The organism is Kitasatospora sp. NPDC059160, from assembly GCF_042755465.1.
Classification (GTDB): domain Bacteria; phylum Actinomycetota; class Actinomycetes; order Streptomycetales; family Streptomycetaceae; genus Kitasatospora.
The window spans coordinates 21,511-41,674 of the sequence record NZ_JBHZCN010000063.1; the positions used below are offsets into that span (position 1 = coordinate 21,511).

At 74.6% G+C, this 20,164-nt stretch carries 15 protein-coding genes; 6 read left to right on the forward strand and 9 right to left on the reverse strand.

Features of this window, described 5'->3' with window-relative positions; genetic code table 11:
* Positions 1–72: 72 nt before the first annotated feature.
* On the reverse strand, positions 73–1,737 hold the full coding sequence (gene hutH, locus ACFXOZ_RS25430) for a histidine ammonia-lyase (RefSeq protein ID WP_380592816.1): 1,665 nt from the start codon (positions 1,735–1,737) through the stop codon (positions 73–75).
* A 400-nt stretch (positions 1,738–2,137) separates the two neighbouring features.
* On the opposite strand from hutH, the gene ACFXOZ_RS25435 reads away from it, so the two are divergent.
* From ACFXOZ_RS25435 to ACFXOZ_RS25445, 3 genes are all read left to right on the forward strand, one after another.
* Positions 2,138–2,701 (forward strand): papain-like cysteine protease family protein, encoded by a 564-nt coding sequence (locus tag ACFXOZ_RS25435; RefSeq protein WP_380528642.1) that lies wholly within the window; start codon positions 2,138–2,140, stop codon positions 2,699–2,701.
* Positions 2,702–2,712: 11 nt separating this feature from the next.
* The gene (locus tag ACFXOZ_RS25440) at positions 2,713–3,582 is read left to right on the forward strand and encodes a hypothetical protein (RefSeq protein WP_380528640.1); all 870 of its coding nucleotides are present in this window, start codon (positions 2,713–2,715) and stop codon (positions 3,580–3,582) included.
* A gap of 224 nt (positions 3,583–3,806) precedes the next feature.
* Entirely contained in the window at positions 3,807–4,475 is a 669-nt protein-coding gene (locus tag ACFXOZ_RS25445) for a heme oxygenase (biliverdin-producing) (protein ID WP_380528639.1), read from the forward strand.
* A gap of 106 nt (positions 4,476–4,581) precedes the next feature.
* On the opposite strand, the gene ACFXOZ_RS25450 is transcribed toward ACFXOZ_RS25445, so the two are convergent.
* Complete coding sequence (locus ACFXOZ_RS25450; RefSeq protein WP_380528637.1) at positions 4,582–6,186, reverse strand: HtaA domain-containing protein; 1,605 nt, start codon at positions 6,184–6,186, stop codon at positions 4,582–4,584.
* Positions 6,187–6,267: 81 nt separating this feature from the next.
* Complete coding sequence (locus ACFXOZ_RS25455) at positions 6,268–7,791, reverse strand: HtaA domain-containing protein (RefSeq protein ID WP_380592818.1); 1,524 nt, start codon at positions 7,789–7,791, stop codon at positions 6,268–6,270.
* Positions 7,792–8,035: 244 nt separating this feature from the next.
* On the opposite strand from ACFXOZ_RS25455, the gene ACFXOZ_RS25460 reads away from it, so the two are divergent.
* From ACFXOZ_RS25460 to ACFXOZ_RS25470, 3 genes are read left to right on the forward strand one after another with little or no spacing between them, the layout of a single operon-like run.
* Positions 8,036–9,070: a hemin ABC transporter substrate-binding protein gene (locus ACFXOZ_RS25460; RefSeq protein ID WP_380592820.1), complete on the forward strand. Its 1,035-nt coding sequence runs from the start codon at positions 8,036–8,038 to the stop codon at positions 9,068–9,070.
* The gene (locus ACFXOZ_RS25465) at positions 9,067–10,152 is read left to right on the forward strand and encodes a FecCD family ABC transporter permease (RefSeq protein WP_380528631.1); all 1,086 of its coding nucleotides are present in this window, start codon (positions 9,067–9,069) and stop codon (positions 10,150–10,152) included. Before ACFXOZ_RS25460 ends, ACFXOZ_RS25465 begins: the two co-directional genes overlap by 4 nt.
* Positions 10,149–10,982: a heme ABC transporter ATP-binding protein gene (locus ACFXOZ_RS25470; RefSeq protein WP_380528629.1), complete on the forward strand. Its 834-nt coding sequence runs from the start codon at positions 10,149–10,151 to the stop codon at positions 10,980–10,982. Before ACFXOZ_RS25465 ends, ACFXOZ_RS25470 begins: the two co-directional genes overlap by 4 nt.
* A 73-nt stretch (positions 10,983–11,055) precedes the next feature.
* Here ACFXOZ_RS25470 and ACFXOZ_RS25475 read toward each other — a convergent pair whose 3' ends face one another.
* The 6 genes from ACFXOZ_RS25475 to ACFXOZ_RS25500 form a co-directional block, all read right to left on the reverse strand.
* The gene (locus tag ACFXOZ_RS25475; RefSeq protein ID WP_380592822.1) at positions 11,056–12,672 is read right to left on the reverse strand and encodes a tannase/feruloyl esterase family alpha/beta hydrolase; all 1,617 of its coding nucleotides are present in this window, start codon (positions 12,670–12,672) and stop codon (positions 11,056–11,058) included.
* A 76-nt stretch (positions 12,673–12,748) separates the two neighbouring features.
* Positions 12,749–13,477 carry a cytochrome b/b6 domain-containing protein gene (locus ACFXOZ_RS25480; protein ID WP_380592824.1) on the reverse strand — a complete coding sequence of 243 codons (729 nt, stop codon included), beginning with the start codon at positions 13,475–13,477 and terminating at the stop codon, positions 12,749–12,751.
* Positions 13,434–14,147: a molybdopterin-dependent oxidoreductase gene (locus tag ACFXOZ_RS25485; protein WP_380528623.1), complete on the reverse strand. Its 714-nt coding sequence runs from the start codon at positions 14,145–14,147 to the stop codon at positions 13,434–13,436. The genes ACFXOZ_RS25480 and ACFXOZ_RS25485 overlap by 44 nt, the downstream gene beginning before the upstream one ends.
* A gap of 323 nt (positions 14,148–14,470) precedes the next feature.
* Positions 14,471–15,736 (reverse strand): cytochrome P450, encoded by a 1,266-nt coding sequence (locus ACFXOZ_RS25490; protein WP_380592826.1) that lies wholly within the window; start codon positions 15,734–15,736, stop codon positions 14,471–14,473.
* 77 nt (positions 15,737–15,813) lie between these two features.
* The gene (locus ACFXOZ_RS25495) at positions 15,814–17,043 is read right to left on the reverse strand and encodes a cytochrome P450 (RefSeq protein WP_380592828.1); all 1,230 of its coding nucleotides are present in this window, start codon (positions 17,041–17,043) and stop codon (positions 15,814–15,816) included.
* Positions 17,040–20,147, reverse strand: coding sequence for an amino acid adenylation domain-containing protein (locus ACFXOZ_RS25500; RefSeq protein ID WP_380592830.1), 3,108 nt, complete (start codon positions 20,145–20,147; stop codon positions 17,040–17,042). Before ACFXOZ_RS25500 ends, ACFXOZ_RS25495 begins: the two co-directional genes overlap by 4 nt.
* Positions 20,148–20,164 lie beyond the last annotated feature (17 nt).

Here is a 20,164-nt window from a genome sequence, read left to right on the forward strand (position 1 = left end):
CTTACCCCCCCCCCCCCCGGGGCCGCCCCGCGGGGGCGCCCCCGCCCCCCCGCCCCCCCCCGCGGCCGGTCCTCAGGCCCCGGCCGCCGCCTCCCGCAGCCGTCCCGCGCCGATCAGTTCCGCCACCAGGGCGATGTCCCGCTCCATCCCGCGGTCCCGGTCCAGCACCGGCGACACGGCGCGCACCACCGCGTGCACGACCGCGGTCGGACCGCTGAGCCGCTCGGGGCCGCGCAGGTCGGCGGCCTGGCAGAGCGCCAGCAGGTGGATCGCGGCCACCTCGCGCACCAGCTCGACGACCGTCCGGGCGTCCCGGGCGGCGATGGTGCCCATGCTGACCTTGTCCTGGTTGTGGGCCTCGGTGGAGCGGGAGAACGAGGTCGCGGGCATGGTCAGCTTGAGCGCCTCGGCGACCAGCGAGGAGGCCGCCAGCTGCAGGGACTTGAAGCCGTGGTGCAGGCCCGCCTCCCAACTGTCGTCCGGGAAGCGCGGGATGAGGTTGGCGGTGAGTCCGTTGTTGTACTTCTCGTCCACCACCAGCTGCAACTGCCGTTCCAGCAGGTCGCCCACGCTGGCGACGGCGGTCTTGAGCGAGTCCATCGCCTGGCCGATGTGCCCGCCGTAGAAGTTGCCGCCGTTGACGACCACGCCCGCGTCGGCGTCGAACAGCGGGTTGTCGTTGGAGGAGTTGATCTCCACGTGGGTCCAGTCGGCGGCGAACGCGAGGGTGTCCCGCAGCACGCCGTTGACGTGCGGGGCGCAGCGGATCGAGTACCGGTCCTGGACGGCCTCGGCGAGCCGCCGGTAGCCCGTCCCGTCGGGCATCGGGTCGGCCGGGCCGCCCTCCTGGTCGCCCTCGTACGGGCCGTCGCCGAGCCGGCCGAGCAGCCGCCGCACCGTCCGGGCGGAGTCGGCGGTGCCCGGGTGCGGCTTGTGGTCGAAGACGAACGGGTCGAAGTGGCGCGGGTTGCCGTTCAGGACCTGGGAGGCGAGCGCCGTGCACAGGTCGGCGGCGAAGGCCAGTTCGGTCGCGTCGCGCAGGGCCAGGACGGCGAAGCCGGCCATGAAGGAGGTGCCGTTGACCAGCGCCAGCCCCTCCTTGGAGGCCAGCACCACCGGCTCCAGGCCCTCCTCGGCGAGGGCCTCGGCGGCGGGCCTGGCCTCGCCCCGGTGCAGCACCGTCCCGTGGCCGGTGAGCATCGCCCCGAGGTAGCTGAGCGGGACGAGGTCGCCGCTGGCGCCCACCGAGCCGCGCTCCGGCACCACCGGCAGGATGTCCTGCTCCAGGCAGTCCAGCAGGAGTTGGACGACCTCCGGGCGGATGCCGGAGTTGCCGCGCGCCAGGCAGTTCGCCCGGGCGATCACCGTCGCCCGCACCACCTCGGGTGAAGCCGCCGGTCCCAGGCCGCAGTTGAAGCCGCGGATCAGGTTGGCCTGGAGCGCCTCGACCTTGCGCGGCGAGATCTGCCGGGTGTTGCTGTCGCCGAAGCCGGAGGTGACGCCGTACACCCGCTGCCCGGAGTCGACGATCGCGTTCTTGAGGTCCACCGACCGCTTCATCCGGTGCACCGCGCCGTCCGACAGCGCCACCCGCCACGCCTTCGGGCGACGGGCGGCCGCGGCGGTCTCCTTGACGGTGAGCGAGCGGCCGTCGAGCAGCAGGTCCGCTCTGGGGGCACGGGACGTGGCCGGACGGTCCTGGACCCACTGCGAACGCTGCGTGCTGTCGGACGACAACTCAACTCTCCTGTCTGCGGGCGACCCGGAGCACCCGCCACGGCCGAGGGGGCGGAACGGGGTGGGCCGGGGGTGGAACGGGGGTCCGAGGACGGGTCCGCGCGCGGGTGCGGCCGACCGGAACCTCGACTCCCCCCTGTTGACCTCCTATCACCCTACGTCACCACGATCGGCCCGCCGTACCACGACGTGTCCCCTTCCGGGGGGAGCCGCCGCCGCTCACACGGTGCGCAGATGGATCCGCCGAGGGGCCGGGCAGCCGCCGCACCGACTTCCGGTGCCGCGACGGACACCCGTCCGCAACACTCCTTCGCATACACTCCGTAATTGCACCGTTCCGTGCTGTCATGGCTCTGCAAATCCCCCACACCCATCGCGCCCCGCGCGGGAAGGCAGACCCATGGGCAGACCCAGATTCACGACCGCGGCGACGACCGTCCTCCTGACGGCTTCGGCACTGCTCGCCACCGCGGGCGGCCAGGCCCACGCCGAGGCCGGCCAGGACACCATCACCATGCTCAAGCAGGAGAAGTCCCAGTGGTGCTGGGTCGCCTCCGGCCTGACCATCGCCAAATTCCATGGCTACGGCACCACCCAGGCCGACTTCTGCACCCGGGCCCAGCCCTACTACGGCTGCAACAACCAACCGGCCACGCTCGACGACATGGCCAAGGGCTGGAAGAGCCTCGGCATGACCAACCTCGGCACGGGCCTGAACAGCGCGGCCACCTTCAACCAGGTCTACACCGACGTCAAGGCGGCCCGGCCGGTCGCCGCCCGGATCGGCTGGACCTCCGGCGGCGGCCACATGAACGTGGTCTACGGCTTCGACACCTCGAAGAACACCGTCGCGGTCGCCGACCCGTGGCCGGACACCGCCACCTACACCTGGTGGAACTACGCCGACTACGTCAGCAACAGCTCGTTCAAATGGACCCATTCCCGGATCGGCATCTCCAGGTGAGGCGGACGGCCATGCACAGCACCACGACACCCGCCGGGCCGGCGAGCACCCGCCGCATCCGCCTGGCCGCCCTGCTGGCGGCCGGCGCCTGCGCGCTGCTGCCGCTCGCCGGGCCCGTCCACGCGGCCCCGGCCAAGGACCCGCTCCCGGCGGACATCCCGGACTACACGGCCGCCCTGGAACTGGTGAAGTCCGCCGACGTCCGCGACGCCGTCTGCCGCTTCCTCAGTGCCCCACTGCCCCAGAAGGACGCGCCCCCGGCGGCACAGACGATCCCGGACCAGGCCGAGCCGTGCGCGGGCCTGCCGGCCTTCACCGTCGACAACCCCCTGGCCCTGAACGAGCTCACCCCCGGGTTCGTCGCCGGGACGGCCCTGCCGCTCGCCTCCCAGGCGATCCGGCTGAGCTACCTGGTCTCCGCCCTGAACACCACGGTCAACGGGCGCAACGCCACCGTCCTGCTCGCCCCCACCGAGGGCGGGGGCTGGCACCTGGCCGGCGTGCGCGACGGCAACAGCGACGCCGCGTACGCCGGAAGGGCCACGCCCGGGACGCTGGTCTTCAGCGAGCCGCAGATCCGCGGCTGGTACCAACTGCGGCTCAGCACGGTGGAGCCGCTCAACGACCAGGCGCGGCAGGGGCTGGACGGCCGGCCCTCGGCCTCGCTGAGCGAGTACCAGAAGCTGGTCAAGGCCCGCTACGCCGACAAGCTGCCCGGCTCGGAGTACGCCGCCGCCGGGATGTCCAGCGGCTACGGCACGGCGGCGCGGACGGCGGCGGCCCCGTCCGTCGCGCCCGTCGTGATCGGCGGCGCGGCCGCGGCCCTGGCGCTGGCGGGCGGCGTCCTCGCCTTCCGCCGCCGTCGCAGCGGCACTCGCTGACCTGCGCGCTCCTCGCCCCGCTGGTCCGCCCCCTCCGGGGCCGGACCGGCGGGGCGTCGGCATGTCGGCCGGGGGCGCGGGCCGCATCCGTCCTGCCCCTGCCGTTTCCGGGGCGGCTGGGCTACCTTTACCGACAGAGTGTCGGGAAGTCGTGAACTTAGGTTAGGCTAACCAAAACTCGCGGGGTCCTTCCGCCCCGGCCGCATCCGATCCCTGGAGGCCGCATGCCCACGCCCGAGCCCGTCCCCTTCTCCACCGTGCTCCGCACCGCCAGCAGCGAGGAGCACGAGGCCGCGGAGCACTCCTCGTTCATGAGCCGCCTGCTGGGCGGGCAGCTCGGGATCGACGCCTACGCCGAGCTCACCGGCCAGCTCTGGTTCGTCTACCGGGCGCTGGAGGAGCGGGCCGAGCAGCTCGCGGAACACCCGCTGGCGGGCCCGTTCATCGACCCGGCGCTGCTGCGCACCGCCGCCATCGAGCGCGACCTGGCCCACCTGCGCGGGCCCGACTGGCACACCGGACTCGCACCGCTGCCCGCCACCGCCGCGTACGTGGCGCGGATCGAGGAGCTGGCCGCCGAGTGGCCGGCCGGCTACCTCGCCCACCACTACACCCGGTACCTGGGCGACCTGTCGGGCGGCCAGATCATCCGGGGCCTGGCCGAGAAGGCCTGGGGCTTCGAGCGCAAGGGCGACGGCGTGCGGTTCTACGTCTTCGAGGACGTCACCAACCCGGCTGCCTTCAAGCGCGACTACCGGTCCAAGCTGGACGCGGCGGGCGCCGCGATGGACGAGGTGGAGCGGCGCCGGGTGGTCGAGGAGTGCAAGCGGGCCTTCGTGCTCAACGGGGCCGTCTTCCACGACCTCGACGGCCGCTACCCGTTGAGCGCCTGACCGTCCGGAGCTGCGTCCGGAACCGGGCCGCCCGGACACCCGCCGCGAACGCACCGGCCCCCGCGAGTACCCACTCGCGGGGGCCGGTGCGCGTTCCGCTCCGGGATCAGGCCCGCACCGCGCCACGGCGGTTGCGCACCAGGACGGTGGCGCTGCCGCCCACCAGCAGCAGTCCCGCCGCGGTGGCCAGCAGCGGAACCACCGGGGTGTCCGCGCCGGTCGCGGCCAGCGCACCGGTGCCGGCGCCGCTCAGCGCGGTGGTGGTGAGCGAGGCGCCGCCGCCCGCGCCGCTGCCCGCCCCACCGCCGGAACCCTGGCTGCCCGAACCCTGGCCCCCCGCGGCCGGGTTGCCGCCGCCGGTCGTACCGGAGGAGCCGGCGGGCGGCAGCTTGGCGTCCTTGTCGAAGGCCAGGGTCGCGCTCACCGGGTCCAGGGCCGTACCCGCAGGGTAGTTGGAGAACACCGGGACGCCCTCGGCGGTCAGCGTGGCCGGGACGCCGGTGAGGGTGACGACGCCGTCGACCGGCTTCAAGGCGGCGGCGGGGACGTCGAGCTTGGCGATCCGCGCGCCGGTCAGCACGGTCGACCGGCCGTCCGGGGACTTGCCGTTGACGTCGGCGGTGAGGAAGGCGCCGTCCTTGTCGATGACCAGACCCGGCTTGGAGAGCGTGGTGTCGAGCGCCCAGCCGTCCTTGCCCGGGTGGCCGAGGAAGCGGACCGAGCCGGTGTAACCGGCGGTGAGCGTGTGGTCGGCGGTGTTGTACGTGCCGGTGGCACCGCCGAAGCGGTAGTCGGCCGCGCCGCCGCCGAACTCGACCTTCCCGGCGGCCATCGGGGATTCGAGGTACTTGCGGAAGCTCTCCTTGACCGTCCAGTTCAAGGTGCCGTTCAGTACGGGCAGACGGTCGGAGCCGGTGACGGGGGTGCCGGTCGGCAGGGGTGTCGCGGGGGCCGTGGCGGTCGGCGAGGCGGTGGCCGTGGCGGTCGCGGTCGGCGAGGCGGTCGCCGACGGCGAGGCGGTGGCGGACGGCGTGCCGGTCGGCTGCGCCGTCGGCGAAGCGGTGGCGGACGGGGTGGCCGTCGCCGTCGGAGTGGGCGTCACCGGGCCCTGCTTGAGCAGCAGCGACAGCGGGTCCATGTCCGTTCCCGCCCCGTAGAAGCCCGCGAAGGCCTTGGCGCCCTGCTCGGTGAGCTTCGCGCCGGTCGGCACCCCGGTGGTGGTGTCCCGCCCGACGGTGAAGGTCACCAGCGGCACGTCGTCGCGCCGGGTGATCTCGGAGGCGCCCACCGTCTCCTTGGCGGCCGTGTCGGCCGTGAGGGTGCCGGTGGTGCCCGAGGTAACGATCCTCAGGTCGCTGAGCGCGAGGTCCAGCGCGCCGTGGTGGGCGGTGAAGTGCACGCCGCCGGTGAACGAGGACTTGAGCGCGTGGGTGCCGAGGTCGTAGGTGGCGTTCGCCAGCCCGAAGTGGAAGGTGCCGTCGGCGTTGCGGGTCGCGCCGCCGGTCGGCTCGACCGCGCCGCCCTGGGAGGCCGGTCCCTCGATGTAGCTGCGGAAGCTGGCCTTCACCCCCCAGTCCAGCGCGCCGGTGTCGTAGCTGACGCTGCCCGGGGCGCCGCCGGCGAAGGCCAGCGCGGGGGCGCCGAGGGCGGTCAGGCCGAGGCCGGCGGTGGCGGCGGCCAGAGCGGCGAGCCGAGTGCGGTTGCGGGACATGGTGATGCTCCGTTCAGGTGACGGGGGGGACACGGGGGACGGGGACAAGGGGGACGGGGGCAGGACGGGAAGGGGGACGGCTCAGGCCGACTGGTCCGCGTCCGGCGCGGCGGCCGAGCGGCGGCGGCGCAGCAGCAGCCCGCCGGTCACGGCGAACGCGGCGACCAGCACCGCGCCGCCCGCCGTGGCGGCCACCGGGAAGCCGCCCGTGGAGGAGTCCGCGGCGGCCGCGACCGGCGAGGCGGCCGGGCTCACCGGGGTGGCCTCAGCGGCCGGGGTGGCCGGGGCGCTGCCGAGGTCGGGCAGCGAGGGCAGGGCGGCGGCCGGGTCGAGGGCGACGGCGAAGCTCAGCGGGTCCATCTCGGTCCCCGCCGGGTAGAGGCCGCCGAAGGCCTTGGCGCCGCCGTCGGCGAGCTTGAGCGGCAGTTCGACGGCCTTGAGCAGGCCGCCCTCCGGCTTGAGGCCGGCGGCGTCGAAGGTCGCCAGTTCGACGCCGGTCAGCTGCTGGGTGGCGCCGTCCGGGGTGCGTCCGGAGACGTCGGCGAGCAGGCGGCCCCGGCCCTCGGCCACGCTGACGGCCGGGTCGGCCAGGGTGAGGTCCAGGCCGTAACCGTCGCCACTGCGCAGACCGGTGAAGCGGACGGTACCGGTGAAGCCGGCGGTGAGTTCGCCGGTGCCGGGGTCGTAGCTGCCCTTGGCCGGGGTCCAGCGGTAGAAGGCGCCGCCGTCGGCCGCGCCGCCGCCGAGCTCCCAACGGCCCTGGGCGATCGTGCCGGTGACGTAGTCGCGGAAGGTGCGGCGCACGCCCCAGTCGAGGGCGCCGTTGCCGAACTCGGTCCGCGCGGGCGCCTGGGCGGCCGGCTGTGTGGCGGTCGCGGCCGGGGACGCAGCCGTGGGTGTCGCGCCCTGGCCGGTACCCGGCGTCGTGCCCGGGGTGGCGCCGGGCGCGGCCGCCGCCGGACTCGGCTGCGCGGCGGGCAGGTTGACGGAGAGGCTGAGCGGGTCCAGGGCCGTACCGGCCTGGTAGAAGTTGCCGAAGGCCTTCGCCCCGGCGTCGGTGAGAGTAGCCGGGACGTTGGCGAGGTTCAGCGTCCCGGCGGCGCCGCGCAGGTCGACGCCGGCCAGCGAGAGCTCGGCCAGTTTGGCCTGGCCGGCGGTGCCGACCTGGCCGGTCTCCTTGGACTTGCTGCTGACGTCGGCGTACAGCCCGGCCGCGCCACCGGGGGCGGCCCGGAAGGTGAGCCGCCCGAGGCTCAGGTCGAGCGCGTTGCTGCCGTTCTCCTGGTGCCCGGTGAAGCGGACCCCGCCGGAGAAGGCCGCGGTCAGCGCGCCGGTGGCCGGGTCGTAGGTGCCGTTGGCGGAGTGGAACCGGAAGGTGTTGCCGCCGACCGTGGCCGCGCCGCCGGTGAGCGCCCAACTGCCCTTGGCGATGGGCCCGGTGACGTAGGTCAGGAAGGACTGTCTGATCCCCCAGTCCAGCCGCCCGCCGGAGACCTTGCCTTCGGCGGCCACCGCCGGGGACGGCGAGAGGACCACCGCCGACAGGGCGGCGAGTACGGCCACCAGGGTGGCGGCCAGGCGGCGGAGCCGGCTGGGCAGGGACACGCGGATCACTCCTCGGAAGGACACGGCCGTGCGGGCAGGGAGGACCCTGCGGGCAGGCACGACAGGCAGGCACGACGCGCAGGCACGGCGGGACGGGCCGTGCGGGCACGACGGAGAAGGGGTGGCCGGGAAACCGACCCCCTTGCGGGATTTAGGTAAGGCTAACCTAATATGTGAGTCAAGAGCCCCGCCACCCGGCCTCCCCGGCCGGAGCGGACGACAACACCCCACGAAGGGAAGCCCGTTGAGCAGCAGTACGACCCGACCCCAGGTGGCCCGCGGGCCAGCCCTCCTGCTGCTACTCCTCGGCCTGGTGCTCGCCCTCACCGCTTGCAGCACCGCTCCTCGCACCGGCACCGCCACCGGCGGAACGACGGCCGGGGCCACCCGCTCCCCCGACGCGGTCGAGCCACTGCCCGTCGAACCCGTCCCCCGCCTCCCGGCCACCACCGCCTCCGCCGACGGCCGCCAGGTCACCGTCACCAGCGCCGAGCGGATCATCCCGCTCAACGGCAGCCTCGCCGAGCTGGTGTTCAGCCTCGGCCTCGGCCCCAAGGCGGTCGCCCGGGACGTCTCCACCACCTTCCGGCAGGCCGCCGCCCTGCCGGTGATCACCCAGGCCCACGAGGTCTCCGCCGAGGGCGTGCTGTCCCTGCACCCGACCGTCGTCCTCGCCGACCGCTCCACCGGCCCGGCCGAGGCGATCGACCAGATCCGCGCGGCCGGCGTCCCGCTGCTCGTGCTGGACGACGCCAAGCGCCTCGCCGACGTCGGCCCGCGCATCGACACCGTCGCCGCCGCACTCGGAGTCCCGGACGCCGGGCGGCAGTTGAAGGAGCGCACCGAGCAGCGGATCGCCGCAGCCGAGGCCGCCGTACCGGCCGGCGGCAGCCGGCCCAAGGTGGCCTTCCTCTACCTGCGCGGCAGCGCCTCCGTCTACCTGCTCGGCGGCCCCGCCTCCGGCGCCGGCTCGCTGATCGAGGCGGTCGGCGGCGAGGACGCCGGCACCGCCGCCGGACTCACCGGCGACTTCACCCCGCTCACCAGCGAAGCCCTGGTCAAGGCCGCGCCCGACGCGATCCTGGTGATGAGCAAGGGACTCTACTCTGTCGGCGGCGTCGACGGGCTGCTCAAGCTCCCCGGCGTCGCCCAGACCCCGGCCGGGCTGGACCGCCGGATCGTCTCCATCGAGGACGGCCAACTGCTCAGCTACGGCCCGCGCACCCCCCAGGTGCTCCGGGAGATCACCGCCCAGCTGCACCCGGCAGGCGCCAAGTGACCACCGCCGTACGGGAGAAGAACGCGGCGCAGAGCCGGCCGAAGGCCCGCCCCGGCCCCTCCCGCAGCACCCTGATCACCGTCGTGCTCGCCACCGCCCTGGTGCTCTGCGCCCTGCTCGCGGCCGGCACCGGCGCCTACCGCATCCCGCTCGGCGACATCCTCGGCTCCGCCGCCCACCGCCTCGGCCTCGGCGGGCACGCCCTGGAGCGCGTACCCGAATCGGTGCTGTGGAACGTCCGGCTGCCCCGGGTGGTGCTCGCCCTGCTGGTCGGCGGCTCGCTCGGCTGCGCCGGCGCCCTGATGCAGGGCGTGTTCGGCAACCCGCTCGCCGAGCCCGCCGTGATCGGCGTCTCCTCCGGCGGCGCGGTCGGCGCGGTGGCCTGCATCGTGCTCGGTCTGGACGCCCTCGGCGGCTGGACGGTCACCGTGTTCGCCTTCGCCGGCGGGCTGTCGACGGTCTTCGCGGTCTACCTGATGGCCCGGGCCGGCGGCCGGACCGAGGTGGTCACGCTGATCCTCACCGGGGTCGCGGTGAACGCCTTCTGCGGCGCGCTGATCGGCCTGCTGCTGTTCACCGCCGACTCCGCCGCGATCAGCCAGGTGACTTTCTGGCAGCTCGGCTCGCTCTCCCAGGCCACCTGGGGCAAGGTGCTCGCCGTCCTGCCCTTCGCCGTCGTCGGACTCACCGTCGCCCCGCTGTACGCCCGCAAGCTGGACCTGCTGGCGCTCGGCGAACGCCCCGCCCGCCACCTCGGGGTGGACGTCGAGCGGATGCGGCTCACCCTGATCGCCGTGGTCGCCCTGCTCACCGCGGCGGCCGTCGCGGTCAGCGGCATCATCGGCTTCGTCGGCCTGGTCGTCCCCCACCTGCTGCGGATGCTGGCCGGGCCCGGCCACCGCTTCCTGCTGCCCGCCTCGGCCCTCGGCGGGGCACTCGTCCTGGTCGCCGCCGACCTCGCCGCCCGCACCCTCGCCGCCCCGGCCGAACTGCCGCTCGGGGTGCTCACCGCCCTGATCGGCAGCCCGTTCTTCTTCTGGCTGCTGCGCCGGACCCGGACCAAGCAGGGAGGCTGGGCATGAGGCTGCACCGGTCCCGCCCCGTCCCCGAACGCCCTCTGCCCGGCTCCGAGTTGCTCGCCGCCGAGGCGGTCCGACTGACCGTCGGCGGCCGCCCGCTGCTGGCCGGCGCCTCGGTCCGGGTCACCGCCGGGGAGGTGGTCGCGCTGCTCGGGCCGAACGGCGCGGGCAAGTCCACCCTGCTCTCCGTCCTCGCCGGGGACGCCGCCCCGCAGGGCGGCACCGTCACCCTGCGCGGCCGCCCGCTGGCCGACTACGGCGCGGCCGAACTCGCCCTGCACCGGGCGCTGTTGCCGCAGTCCGCCACGCTGTCCTTCCCGTTCCCCGCCGACCGGGTGGTCCGGATGGGCCGCGCCCCCTGGACGGGGACGGCGGCCGCCGCCGAGGACGAGGCGGTGGTCGCCGAGGCGATGGCCGCCACCGAGTCCACCCCCTTCGCCGGGCGGCCCTTCACCGCCCTGTCCGGCGGCGAACGGGCCCGGGTCGCGCTCGCCCGGGTGCTCGCCCAGCGCACCCCGCTGCTGCTCCTGGACGAGCCCACCGCCGCCCTCGACCTGCGCCACCAGGAACTGGTGCTGCGGATCGCCCGGGAGCGCGCCGCCGCCGGGGACGGCGTGGTCGTGGTGCTCCACGACCTGTCCCTGGCGGCCGCCTACGCGGACCGGGTGGTCCTGCTGACGGACGGCAGCACGATCGCCGACGGCCCGGTCGCCGAGGTGCTGCGCGCACCGCTGCTCAGCGAGGTGTACGGCCACCCCGTCGAGGTGCTGCCCCACCCGCGCACGGGGGTGCCGCTGGTCCTGCCGGAACGGACCGGCGGGGCCCGCCCCTGACCCTCCGGCAACAGAAGGCAGCGCGGCCCGTGCCCCCGATCGGGGTACGGGCCGCGCTGCCGCGGGGGCCGGGTCAGTGCCGGTCGGCCGGGACGCAGCGGAAGGCGGCCGCGTCGGCGACGTCACCGTGGCCGCTGTAGCGGGAGACCAGCGGGTAGGCGCACAGGTTGCGGCTGACCGTACGGCCGTCCGCGGTGTTCAGGGTGGCGGGCAGCGTCTGCGGCGCCTTGCCCTGTTCGACCCAGGCGGTCAGCGCGGCGAGGTCGTCGGTGCGGCCGCTGGGACCGTTGAGCCCGCAGTGGGCCGCGCCCGGCACCAGGAACAGCCGGTAGAAGTCGTCGACCTGCTGCGCGCCGCCCAGCTCCCGCTCCACCTGCTTGCGGTAGCGCACCGTACCGTCGGCCGGGATGAACTCGTCGGCCGAGCCGTGCCAGCTGAGGAGCTTTCCTCCGGCGTCGCGGAAGGCGGAGAGGTCCGCGTCGTCGGTGCCGATGACGTCGTCGTACTCGGCCACCGACTGCTGGAACAGCTCGGTGAAGCGCGCGGTGGTGAGGGTGGTGACGTCGAGCGAGGGCTGCTCGGCCACCCAGGTGGACACCCACGCGGCGGGCACCGGGAACGGCGCGCCCACCGGCTTGCCCGACGGGTCCGTGGTGTGCCCCGCGAGGGCGCTCAGCTGGGCGCCCTTGGGCACCCCGGCCCACAGCCGGCGGCCGTCGGTGGTGCGCGGCCCGTCCCAGATCCGGCGGACCACCTCGGCGTCGGCCTCGGTGATCGTCACCTTCCTGCCCTCGCACTCGACGGTGGTGCCGATCAGCCGGCGCGGGTTGAAGCCGCACTCGTCCGGCCGGGACACCAGGCCGTCCCGGGCGCCGTCGAGCCCGTCGCAGGCCTGGACGGCGGCGGCGGTGAAGGCGTCGAACTCGCAGGCGGTCGGGTAGGTGTGCTGCTCGTTCATCACCACCTGCGGCCAGAGCGTGGCGACCTCGAACTCCGCCCAGTGCACGGCGGGCGCGTTGGCCAGGATGCCGTTGTAGTCCTCCGGGTACTTCTGCGCCTCCGCGTACCCCTGGCGCCCGCCGGTCGAACAGCCGTTGAAGTAGGAGTACGCGGCGGCCCGCTGGTAGTGGCCGGCGATGACGTCCTTGGCGACGACCGCCGCCTCGTGCTCGGAGCGGGACGCGAAGTTCTCCAGCAGCGCCGCGTCGACCGTGCCGTCGGCCTTCAACCCCCAGTGGCTGTCGAGGTACGTACCGACGCCGGCATCCGTGGTGGCGGCGGCGTAGCCGCTCTTCACGGCGAGGGCGAGCTTGCTGCCGTAGTCACCGGCGGCGTAGGCCTGGCCGCCGATCGTCTGCAGCCGGCCGTTCCAGGTCTGCTGCGGCAGCCAGACCCGCACCTTGGCGTGGTCGCCCTGGCCGGGGTGGGTGAGGGTGACCGTGACGTCGCAGAAGGCGGGGACGTCGGGGACGTGGTCGGCGCCCAGCGGGAACACCGCGGGCACGTCGACCGTGCCCGCCGGGTGGGCGACGGCGGTGACACCCTCCACCTGTGTCCCGTCGGGGGCCGTCACCGCGGGGGCGGCGCAGCTGGTGGCGGTGAGCGGCGCGGTGTCGGCCAGGGCGCCGGGCGCGTAGAGCACGGCGGCGAGGGACATGCCGACCGCGAGGGCGGTCAGGGAGCGTTTCATCGGGAGTTCCGTCCAGGTGTGTGAAGTGGTCTTGGGTGTAACGGGGTTGACGGTCCGGGCCGGATCCGGCCCGCCGTCAGGCGTGGTCGCGCGGGGCGGCTTCGGCGCCGGCTCGCTCCTCCGGCAGCCAGTGCGGGTGCTCACGACGCGCCCAGCTGCGGCTGACGTGGCCGGTGCGCATGCCCCGGCGCGACTCCGGGTCCCGCAGGGCCCGGCGGGTGTGCCCGATCAGGACCGCGACCACCGCCCAGGCGAGGCAGTCGTGGACGAAGATCGCGCTGGTCCGGGAGACGGCCGGCAGCAGCCCGGTGAACCACATCAGCAGTCCGGTCGCCGCCATCACCAGGACCGCGCCGGCGATCCAGCCCGCGTAGAGCTTCTGCCCCGCGTTGAACTTGCCCGCCGGGCGGTCCTGCGGCCCGCTCAGGCGGCGGCGCGCGGCCCGCAGCCACTGCCGGTCGTACGGGGCGAAGCGGTTCAGCCGGCGTAGGTCGGCGCGGACGGCACGGGAGAACAGGCCGAGCAGGAGCGGCACCGGCAGCAGGACGCCGGACCACTCGTGCAGGGTGACCATCAGGTGCCGCCGCCCGACGAGTTGGGCGAGCGGACCGAGGTAGAGGCAGGCTCCGGCGGCCAGGCAGAGCAGCATCAGCAGTCCGGTGCTCCGGTGGACCAGGCGCTGCGCCCGGGTGAACCGGCGGACCCGGTCGCCCGGTTCGGGCAGCACCGGTTCGGGCAGCACCGGTTCGGGCCGCGCGGGTTCAGGCGCTGCGGTCGGCGCCGTCGAGCCAGCCGTCGACCGCATAGCCGTACTCCTCCCAGTAGCCGGGGATGACCCGGTCGGTGACGGTGATGCCGGAGAGCCACTTGGCCGACTTGTAGAAGTACATCGGCGCCACGTACAGCCGGGCCGGGCCGCCGTGCTCGTGACTGATCGGCCGGTCCTGCATGGTGAGCGCGACCAGTACGTCCGGGCGCCGGGCCTGCTCCAGGGTGAGGCTCTCGCTGTAGGCGCCGTCGAAGCAGGTGAAGCGGAGCGCCTTGCCCTCGGTGCGCACGCCCGCCGCGTCCAGCAGGTCGGCGAGCCGCACCCCCTGGAAGGGCGTGCCGTCCACCCGCCAGCCGTCGGTGCACAGCACGTCCCGGACGATCCGGGTCTGCGGCAGCGCGCGCAGGTCGGGCAGGGTGTAGCTGCGCGGGCGGTCGACCAGGCCGTCGATCCGCAGGCTGTAGTCGGTCTCGTCCTTGCGCGGCACCGAGCCGACGATGCTGTAGTACCGGAAGCCGCCGGGGTCCGGCAGCAGCCCGGTGAGCCCGGTCGGATCGTGCTGAGAGGCCGCCCCGAGCAGCTTCTCCCACCCGCGCTGGAGCGGGGGCGCGGCGGCGAGTCCGGCCATCCCCGCGGCGAAGGTCCCCAGCAGCATCCGCCGCCCCACCGGTGCCCCTCGGGCATGCCGCTCGTGCTCCTTGGCCATGGTTCCACCCCTGGATCCGAGTAACTGCTCTGAACGGTTATGACGATGGCATCCCACCAGCCCAGCCGTCAACCGCTTCTGGGCTCCCGGCGTGATGGTGCGTCATCAACCACTCACAAACCACCGCAAAGTAGCGACCCGAGCCTGTCGGACACCTGAGAGAGGTAACCTTTCTGAAAGGTTATGAGCGAGGCGAAATGGAGACGACGCAAGCCGCCGGGGGCGACGACGGCCGCGCCCCCGGCCCGGCGTGCGGGCAGGGGGCGCGGGTCTGGTCCGGTCTGGTCAGGGCGGGGTCGGAGCAGGGTCGGGGCGGGGTCAGGTCACCAGGTGACCGGAATCGCGGCGGCCATGATGGCCATCCGGTTCGGGTGCCACGGCACCTCGTCCACCGGCACCGCCAGGCGCAGCCCGGGGAACCGCTGGAGCAGGACCCGGAAGGCCGTGTCGGACTGCCGCCGCACCAGGTGGGCGCCGGGGCAGTGGTGACGGCCGTGACCGAAGCGCAGGTGGGGATTGGGCGAGCGGGCGGGCTCGAACCGCTCGGGGTCGGCGAAGGTGCCGGGGTCGTAGTTCGCCGCGTCCAGGGAGAGCAGGATCAGCTCACCGGCCTTGACCCGCTCGCCGCCCAGCGAGGTGTCCTCGGTGACGAAGCGCGGGATGGCGTTGCCGAGGACGACGCTGCACCGCAGCAGTTCCTCCACGTGCCGGGGTGTCGCCTCCGGGCTCTCCCGCAACTCCGCCATCGCGTCGGGGTGTTGGAGGAGGTTGACGGCGGCGACGCCCAGGAAGCCGGCGAAGTCCTCGTAGCCGCTGACGAACAGCACGGAGACGATGTTGGACAGTTGCTCGTCGCTCAGCCCCTTCGGCCCGGCGGGCCCCTCGGACGGCCGGTCGGCGTTCAGGTCGGCGAGCCGGTCGGCGAGGCCGCGCGGCTGCCCGGGGGTGCGGGCGGCCAGGAAGGCCGCCATGTAGGCGCGGATCTCCTCCCAGTTGACGGCCAGTTCCTCGTCCGAGTACGTGGCCATGGTGAGGTCCTTGTCGGCGCGCTCGGCGAGCCACGCACGGTCCTCGAAGGGCAGACCGAGCAGCCGGCACAGGCACTGTGCGGCGACCCACTCGGCGAAGTGGCGCTGGAGGTCGCCCGGCACGCCCTCGGCGACCATCCGCTCCAGGCCCTCCCGCGTCACCTCGGCGACCCAGTCGGCGGGCAGTGCGGGCTGGTTGCGGCCGAGCGCGGTAAGCACCTCGTCGCGCAGTCCGGCCTGCTGGAGGTAGTTCATCGCGTCCAGCAGTTCGGGCGCCAGGATCGGGGCGTCCTGGGTCGGGCTGTCGGCCTCGCCGAGGACGGAGCGGGCGAAGGCGCGGTCCCGCAGGACGTCGCGGGCCAGCTCGTAGCCGGTGACCAGCCAGGCCTCGCCACCGGCGTTGGTCCTGACCCGGGCGACGGGGCAACGGCTGCGCAGCTCGTCCAGCTCGGGGGCGAGGCGGTCGCCGTCGGTGCTGAACGGGTAGCGGGGCAGCGCCTCCGCGTCCGGGGTGCCGTCCCGGGCCTCGTCGGTGGTGGCGGGCGCCTGGGGTGCGCTCATGCGGCGCGGTCCTTTCTCTACGGAAGCAGGGGTGCGCGGCTGTACGGGAGCAGGGGTGCGCGGCGGGGGTGCCGTCGTCACCAGCGCACCGGCAGCCGGGCGGGTGCACGCAGCGGGGTGGTCTCGTCCCAGGGCAGCGACTCGGCGGGCTCGGCCAGTTCGATGCCGGGCAGCCTCTCCAGCAGCACCTGGATCACCACGGCCAGCTGCATCCGGCTCAGGTGCGCACCGGTGCAGGCGTGCGGGCCGTGGCCGAAGGCGAGGTGCGGGTTGGGCGTGCGGGTGAGGTCGAGGCGGTCGGGGTCGGTGAACGCCTCGGGGTCGCGGTTGGCGGAGGCGGGCACCGGCACGACAGCGTCCCCGGCCCGGATCAGCTGCCCGTGGAGGGTGAGGTCCTCCTCCGCGACGAGGATGTTGATCGCGTTCATCAGCGGTACGTGGCGCAGCAGTTCGTCCACGGCGCCGGCGATCCCGGCGGGTTCCTCGCGCAGCCGGCGCAGCTGGTCGGGGTGGGTGAGGAGGGTGAGCAGGGCGTTCCCGGTGTGCTGCATGTTGGTCTTGTAGCCGGCCATCAGCATGGTGACGACGAAGCTGACCACGTCGTCCCTGTCCAGCTCGCTGCCGGGGCGGCGGGTCTCGGCGAGCAGCAGCCGGATGTAGTCCCCGTCCTGTTTCGGTTCCCCCTCTTCCTCCTCCTTGCGGGTGATCAGCTCGGAGGCGTAGTCCTGGAGGGCGTACAGCGCGGCGAGGATCTCGTCCATGGTCAGCCCGGCGGCGCTGAGCAGGGTGAGGGTGTGCGGGAGGTAGCGGTCGCGGTCCTCGTGCGGGAGGCCGATGGTCTCGCACAGCACGCGCAGCGGCAGCGGTTCGACGTAGCCGGCCACCAGGTCGGCCGTGCGGTCGGGCGATCCGGCCGTCATGGCGTCGAGCAACTCCTCCGCGATGGCGCGGATGCGGGGCCGCATGAACTCCAGGCGCCCGCGGCCGAACAGCGGCAGGACGGCGCGCCGCACCCGCTCGTGGTGCTCTCCCCGCATCTCCAGGAAGGTCGGCAGGCAGGGCGGCGGCGCGTCGTCGCCCTCGACGGGCGGCCAGGCGGACAGCAGGGGCCGCACCAGCCTCGGGTCGGCGAAGGCGGCCCGGGCGTCCGCGTAGCGGCTGAGCAGCCACGCGGTCTCGCCGTTGGGCAACTGCGCCTGGACGACGGGCTGTTCGGCGCGCAGCCGGGCGTAGCCGCAGGGCGGTCCGGCGGTGCCGGGCGTCACCTCGGGGACGGGGATCGGGGCGGGGACGGCGGTGTCGGTCATCGGGTGCCCTCCCGGACGCCGGTGGTGGTGGGGCGCTGGAGGTAGCCGGAGCTGAAGAAGTACTCCAGGTACCGGTCCAGCAGGGCGGCGTCGACCGGCGGGCAGTGCAGCCCGCTGTCGGCCAGGGCGGCCTCGGCGTTGTGCCGGCCGAGCACCGGGAAGGTGCCCTCGAAGTAGAGCTCCTTGACGGACATGTCGGCGGTGCGGCTGCGGTCCACGCACAGCGACACGAAGGGCGCGGTGGCGCTGGTGGGGTTCGCGGCGACGTGGCGCACCAGCTCGTCCACCCACCGCTGGTAGGGCAGCGTGCGCACCGCGCAGCCGGCCGCGCGCATCCGGTCGATGACGTCCGACAGCATCGCGGGACGGGGGTTGGTGAGGTGGTAGGTGCGGCCGTCGGCGTCCCGCCGGGTGGCGATGTGGACGACGGCCTCGGCGAGGTGGTCGACCGGGACGAAGTCCATCGGCAGGGCGATGTCCGGGGCCAGCCCGGTCTCGGCGATCGTCCGGAAGAGCGAGCAGATCGCGGTCTCGGTGTTGCTCACCCCGCTCACCTGCTCCCCCGTCACCTCGTACGGGCGGTGGACGGCCATCGGCAGTCCCTGCTCGGCGGCTCGGCGCAGCACCCCTTCGGCGACCCACTTGCTCTCGGCGTAGCCCATGGTGAGCCCGTCGGCGTGGGCCATCGGGGCGTCCTCGGCGATGTCGCGCACCCCGGCGGCCCCGGCGCCGGCGACGACCGCGACGGTCGACAGGAAGTGGACCGGGACACGGCGGGGAGCGGCGAGCCGGACCATCTCCCGGGTGCCCTCCACATTGGGGGCGCGCAGCTGCTCGTACGGGTAGAGGAAGTTGACCTGGGCGCCGTTGTGGACGATCAGGTCCAGCCGGGCCGCCAGGTCGGCGCGCCGCTCGGCCGACAGTCCGAGGCCCGGCTCGGCGAGGTCGGCGGGGAAGCACTCCAGGCGCTGCCGGTCGGCCTCGTCGAGGTGCAGTCCGTAGCGGGCGAGGGCGGTGCGCACCCGCTGTTCGGCGTGGGCGGGGCTCGCGGCGCGGACGGGGCAGTGGATCCGGGCGGCGGTGCGGCGCAGCAGGGTGGTCAGCAGGAAGGCGCCGACGAAGCCGGAGGCACCGGTGAGCAGCACGTGCTCCGGGTCCCGGGGGCGGGGCGCGGGGCCCTGGGCGGGCGGCAGGCGGAAGCCGAGTTCGCTCTCCCGGACGAAGTCGACGGTGCTCTCCCCGGCCCCGGCGCCGCTCGGGGAGCCGTCGCGGGCGGCCCGGACGGCCTCGGTGAAGCGGGCGAGGGTGGGGGCGGTGAGCAGCGCCCGGATCAGGGTGGAGCTGAGTGCGGCGTCGAGGCCGAGGGCGGCGAGGGTGCGGGTGACGGCCTCGGAGGCGAGCAGGGAGTCGCCGCCGAGGTGGAAGAAGTCGTCCTCGGGGGCGGGCCGGGTGCGCAGCACCTGCTGCCAGATCCCGGTGAGGATCGCGGCGAGCCCTTCGGCCGGCTGCTCCTGCGGCGGGATGTCCGCGCGGCCGACGTCGACGGCGCGGAGGGCTTTGCGGTCCACCTTGCCGCCGCTGGTCACCGGGAAGCGGTCGAGGGCGACCAGCGCGGGCACGGCCTGCGGCGGCAGCCAGCGGGCGCAGTAGCCGCGCAGCTCGGGCAGCGGCAGGGGCTCCCCCGGGGCGGTGGGGGTGATGTAGGCGGTCAGCGCGTCGCTGTCGGCCTCGACGACGGCCTCGGCCACGGCGGGGTGGGCGCGCAGCCGGGCCTCCACCTCGTCGAGTTCTATCCGCGCGCCGCGCAGCTTGACCTGGCGGTCCGCGCGGCCGCGGTACTCCAGCAGGCCGTCGGCGGTGCGGACGGCCCGGTCGCCGGTGCGGTAGAGCCGGCCGCCGGGTTCGACCTGCGGCAGCCGGACGAACCGCTCCGCGGTCAGCTGCTCGTCGCCCGGGTAGCCGAGGGCCAGCCCGTCGCCGCCGACGTACAGCTCGCCCTCCTCGCCCGGCGCCGCGGGCGTGCCGTCGGCGCGCAGCACGTGGCAGGTGGTGGCGGCGTACGGGCGGCCGATCGGGACGCCGGCGGCGTCCTCGGGCAGCGGGCGGACGACGTGGGCGGTGGAGACCACCGAATTCTCGGTCGGGCCGTAGAAGTTGACCACGGTGGTGCCGGGGCAGGCGGCGAGGACGGCGTTCGCCAGGCGCGGGTCCATCGCCTCGCCGCCGGCCGAGACGAACCGCAGGCCCGCCATCGCCTGGGGGCGGGTCCGGGCGAGCAGGTGGAAGACGCTCGTGGTCAGGTAGGCGACGGTGACGCCCCGGCTGCGCAGCAGGTGTTCCAGCGCGGTCGGCGAGAGGAGTTCCTCGCGGTCGGCGATCACCAGGCAGGCGCCGGTCAGCAGGGCGCCCCAGATCTCGATGGTCGAGGCGTCCGAGGAGAGGCCGTAGCCGTGCAGGATCCGGTCGCCCGGCCCGGGCGGGGGCAGTTCGCGGTCGGCCAGGACGAGGCGGGCGACTCCCCGGTGCGGGATCGCCACCGGCTTGGGGCGGCCGGTCGTGCCGGAGGTGAAGGCGACGTAGGCGCAGTCTCCGGGGGTGGACGGGACGCCCGTGGTCCGGTCGGGTGCCGGTGCGCGGTCCCCGTCCTCGACGACCGGGATGCTCACCCGCAGGCCGCGGACCGGACGTTCGGCGCCGGGCAGGGTGACGGCGGCGCGCAGTCCGGCGTCCTCGGCCATGGCGCGCAGGCGGGCCGGGGGCAGGTCGTCGTCCAGCGGGACGTAGGCGCAGCCGGCCTTGAGGATGCCCAGCAGGGCGATCAGCGCTTCCGGGGAGCGGCCGCCGCACACGCCGACGGGTTCGCCGGGGGTGATGCCCGCGGCCAGGAGGCGGGCGGCCAGGGCGGTCGATCCGGCGTCCACCTGGCCGTAGTCGAGGGTGCGGTCGCGGTGGCGGACGGCCGGTGCGCCCGGGCGGGCGGCCGCCTGCCGGGCGAAGAGCTCCGGCAGGGTGAGGTCCTGCGGCCGGTCGGCGCGGGAGGCGCGGGCCGCGGGGCGGGGGGCAGGGAGGTGGAGCGGGCGTGACGAAACGTCGATGTCGGTCATGGATCCTTCTCAGGAGG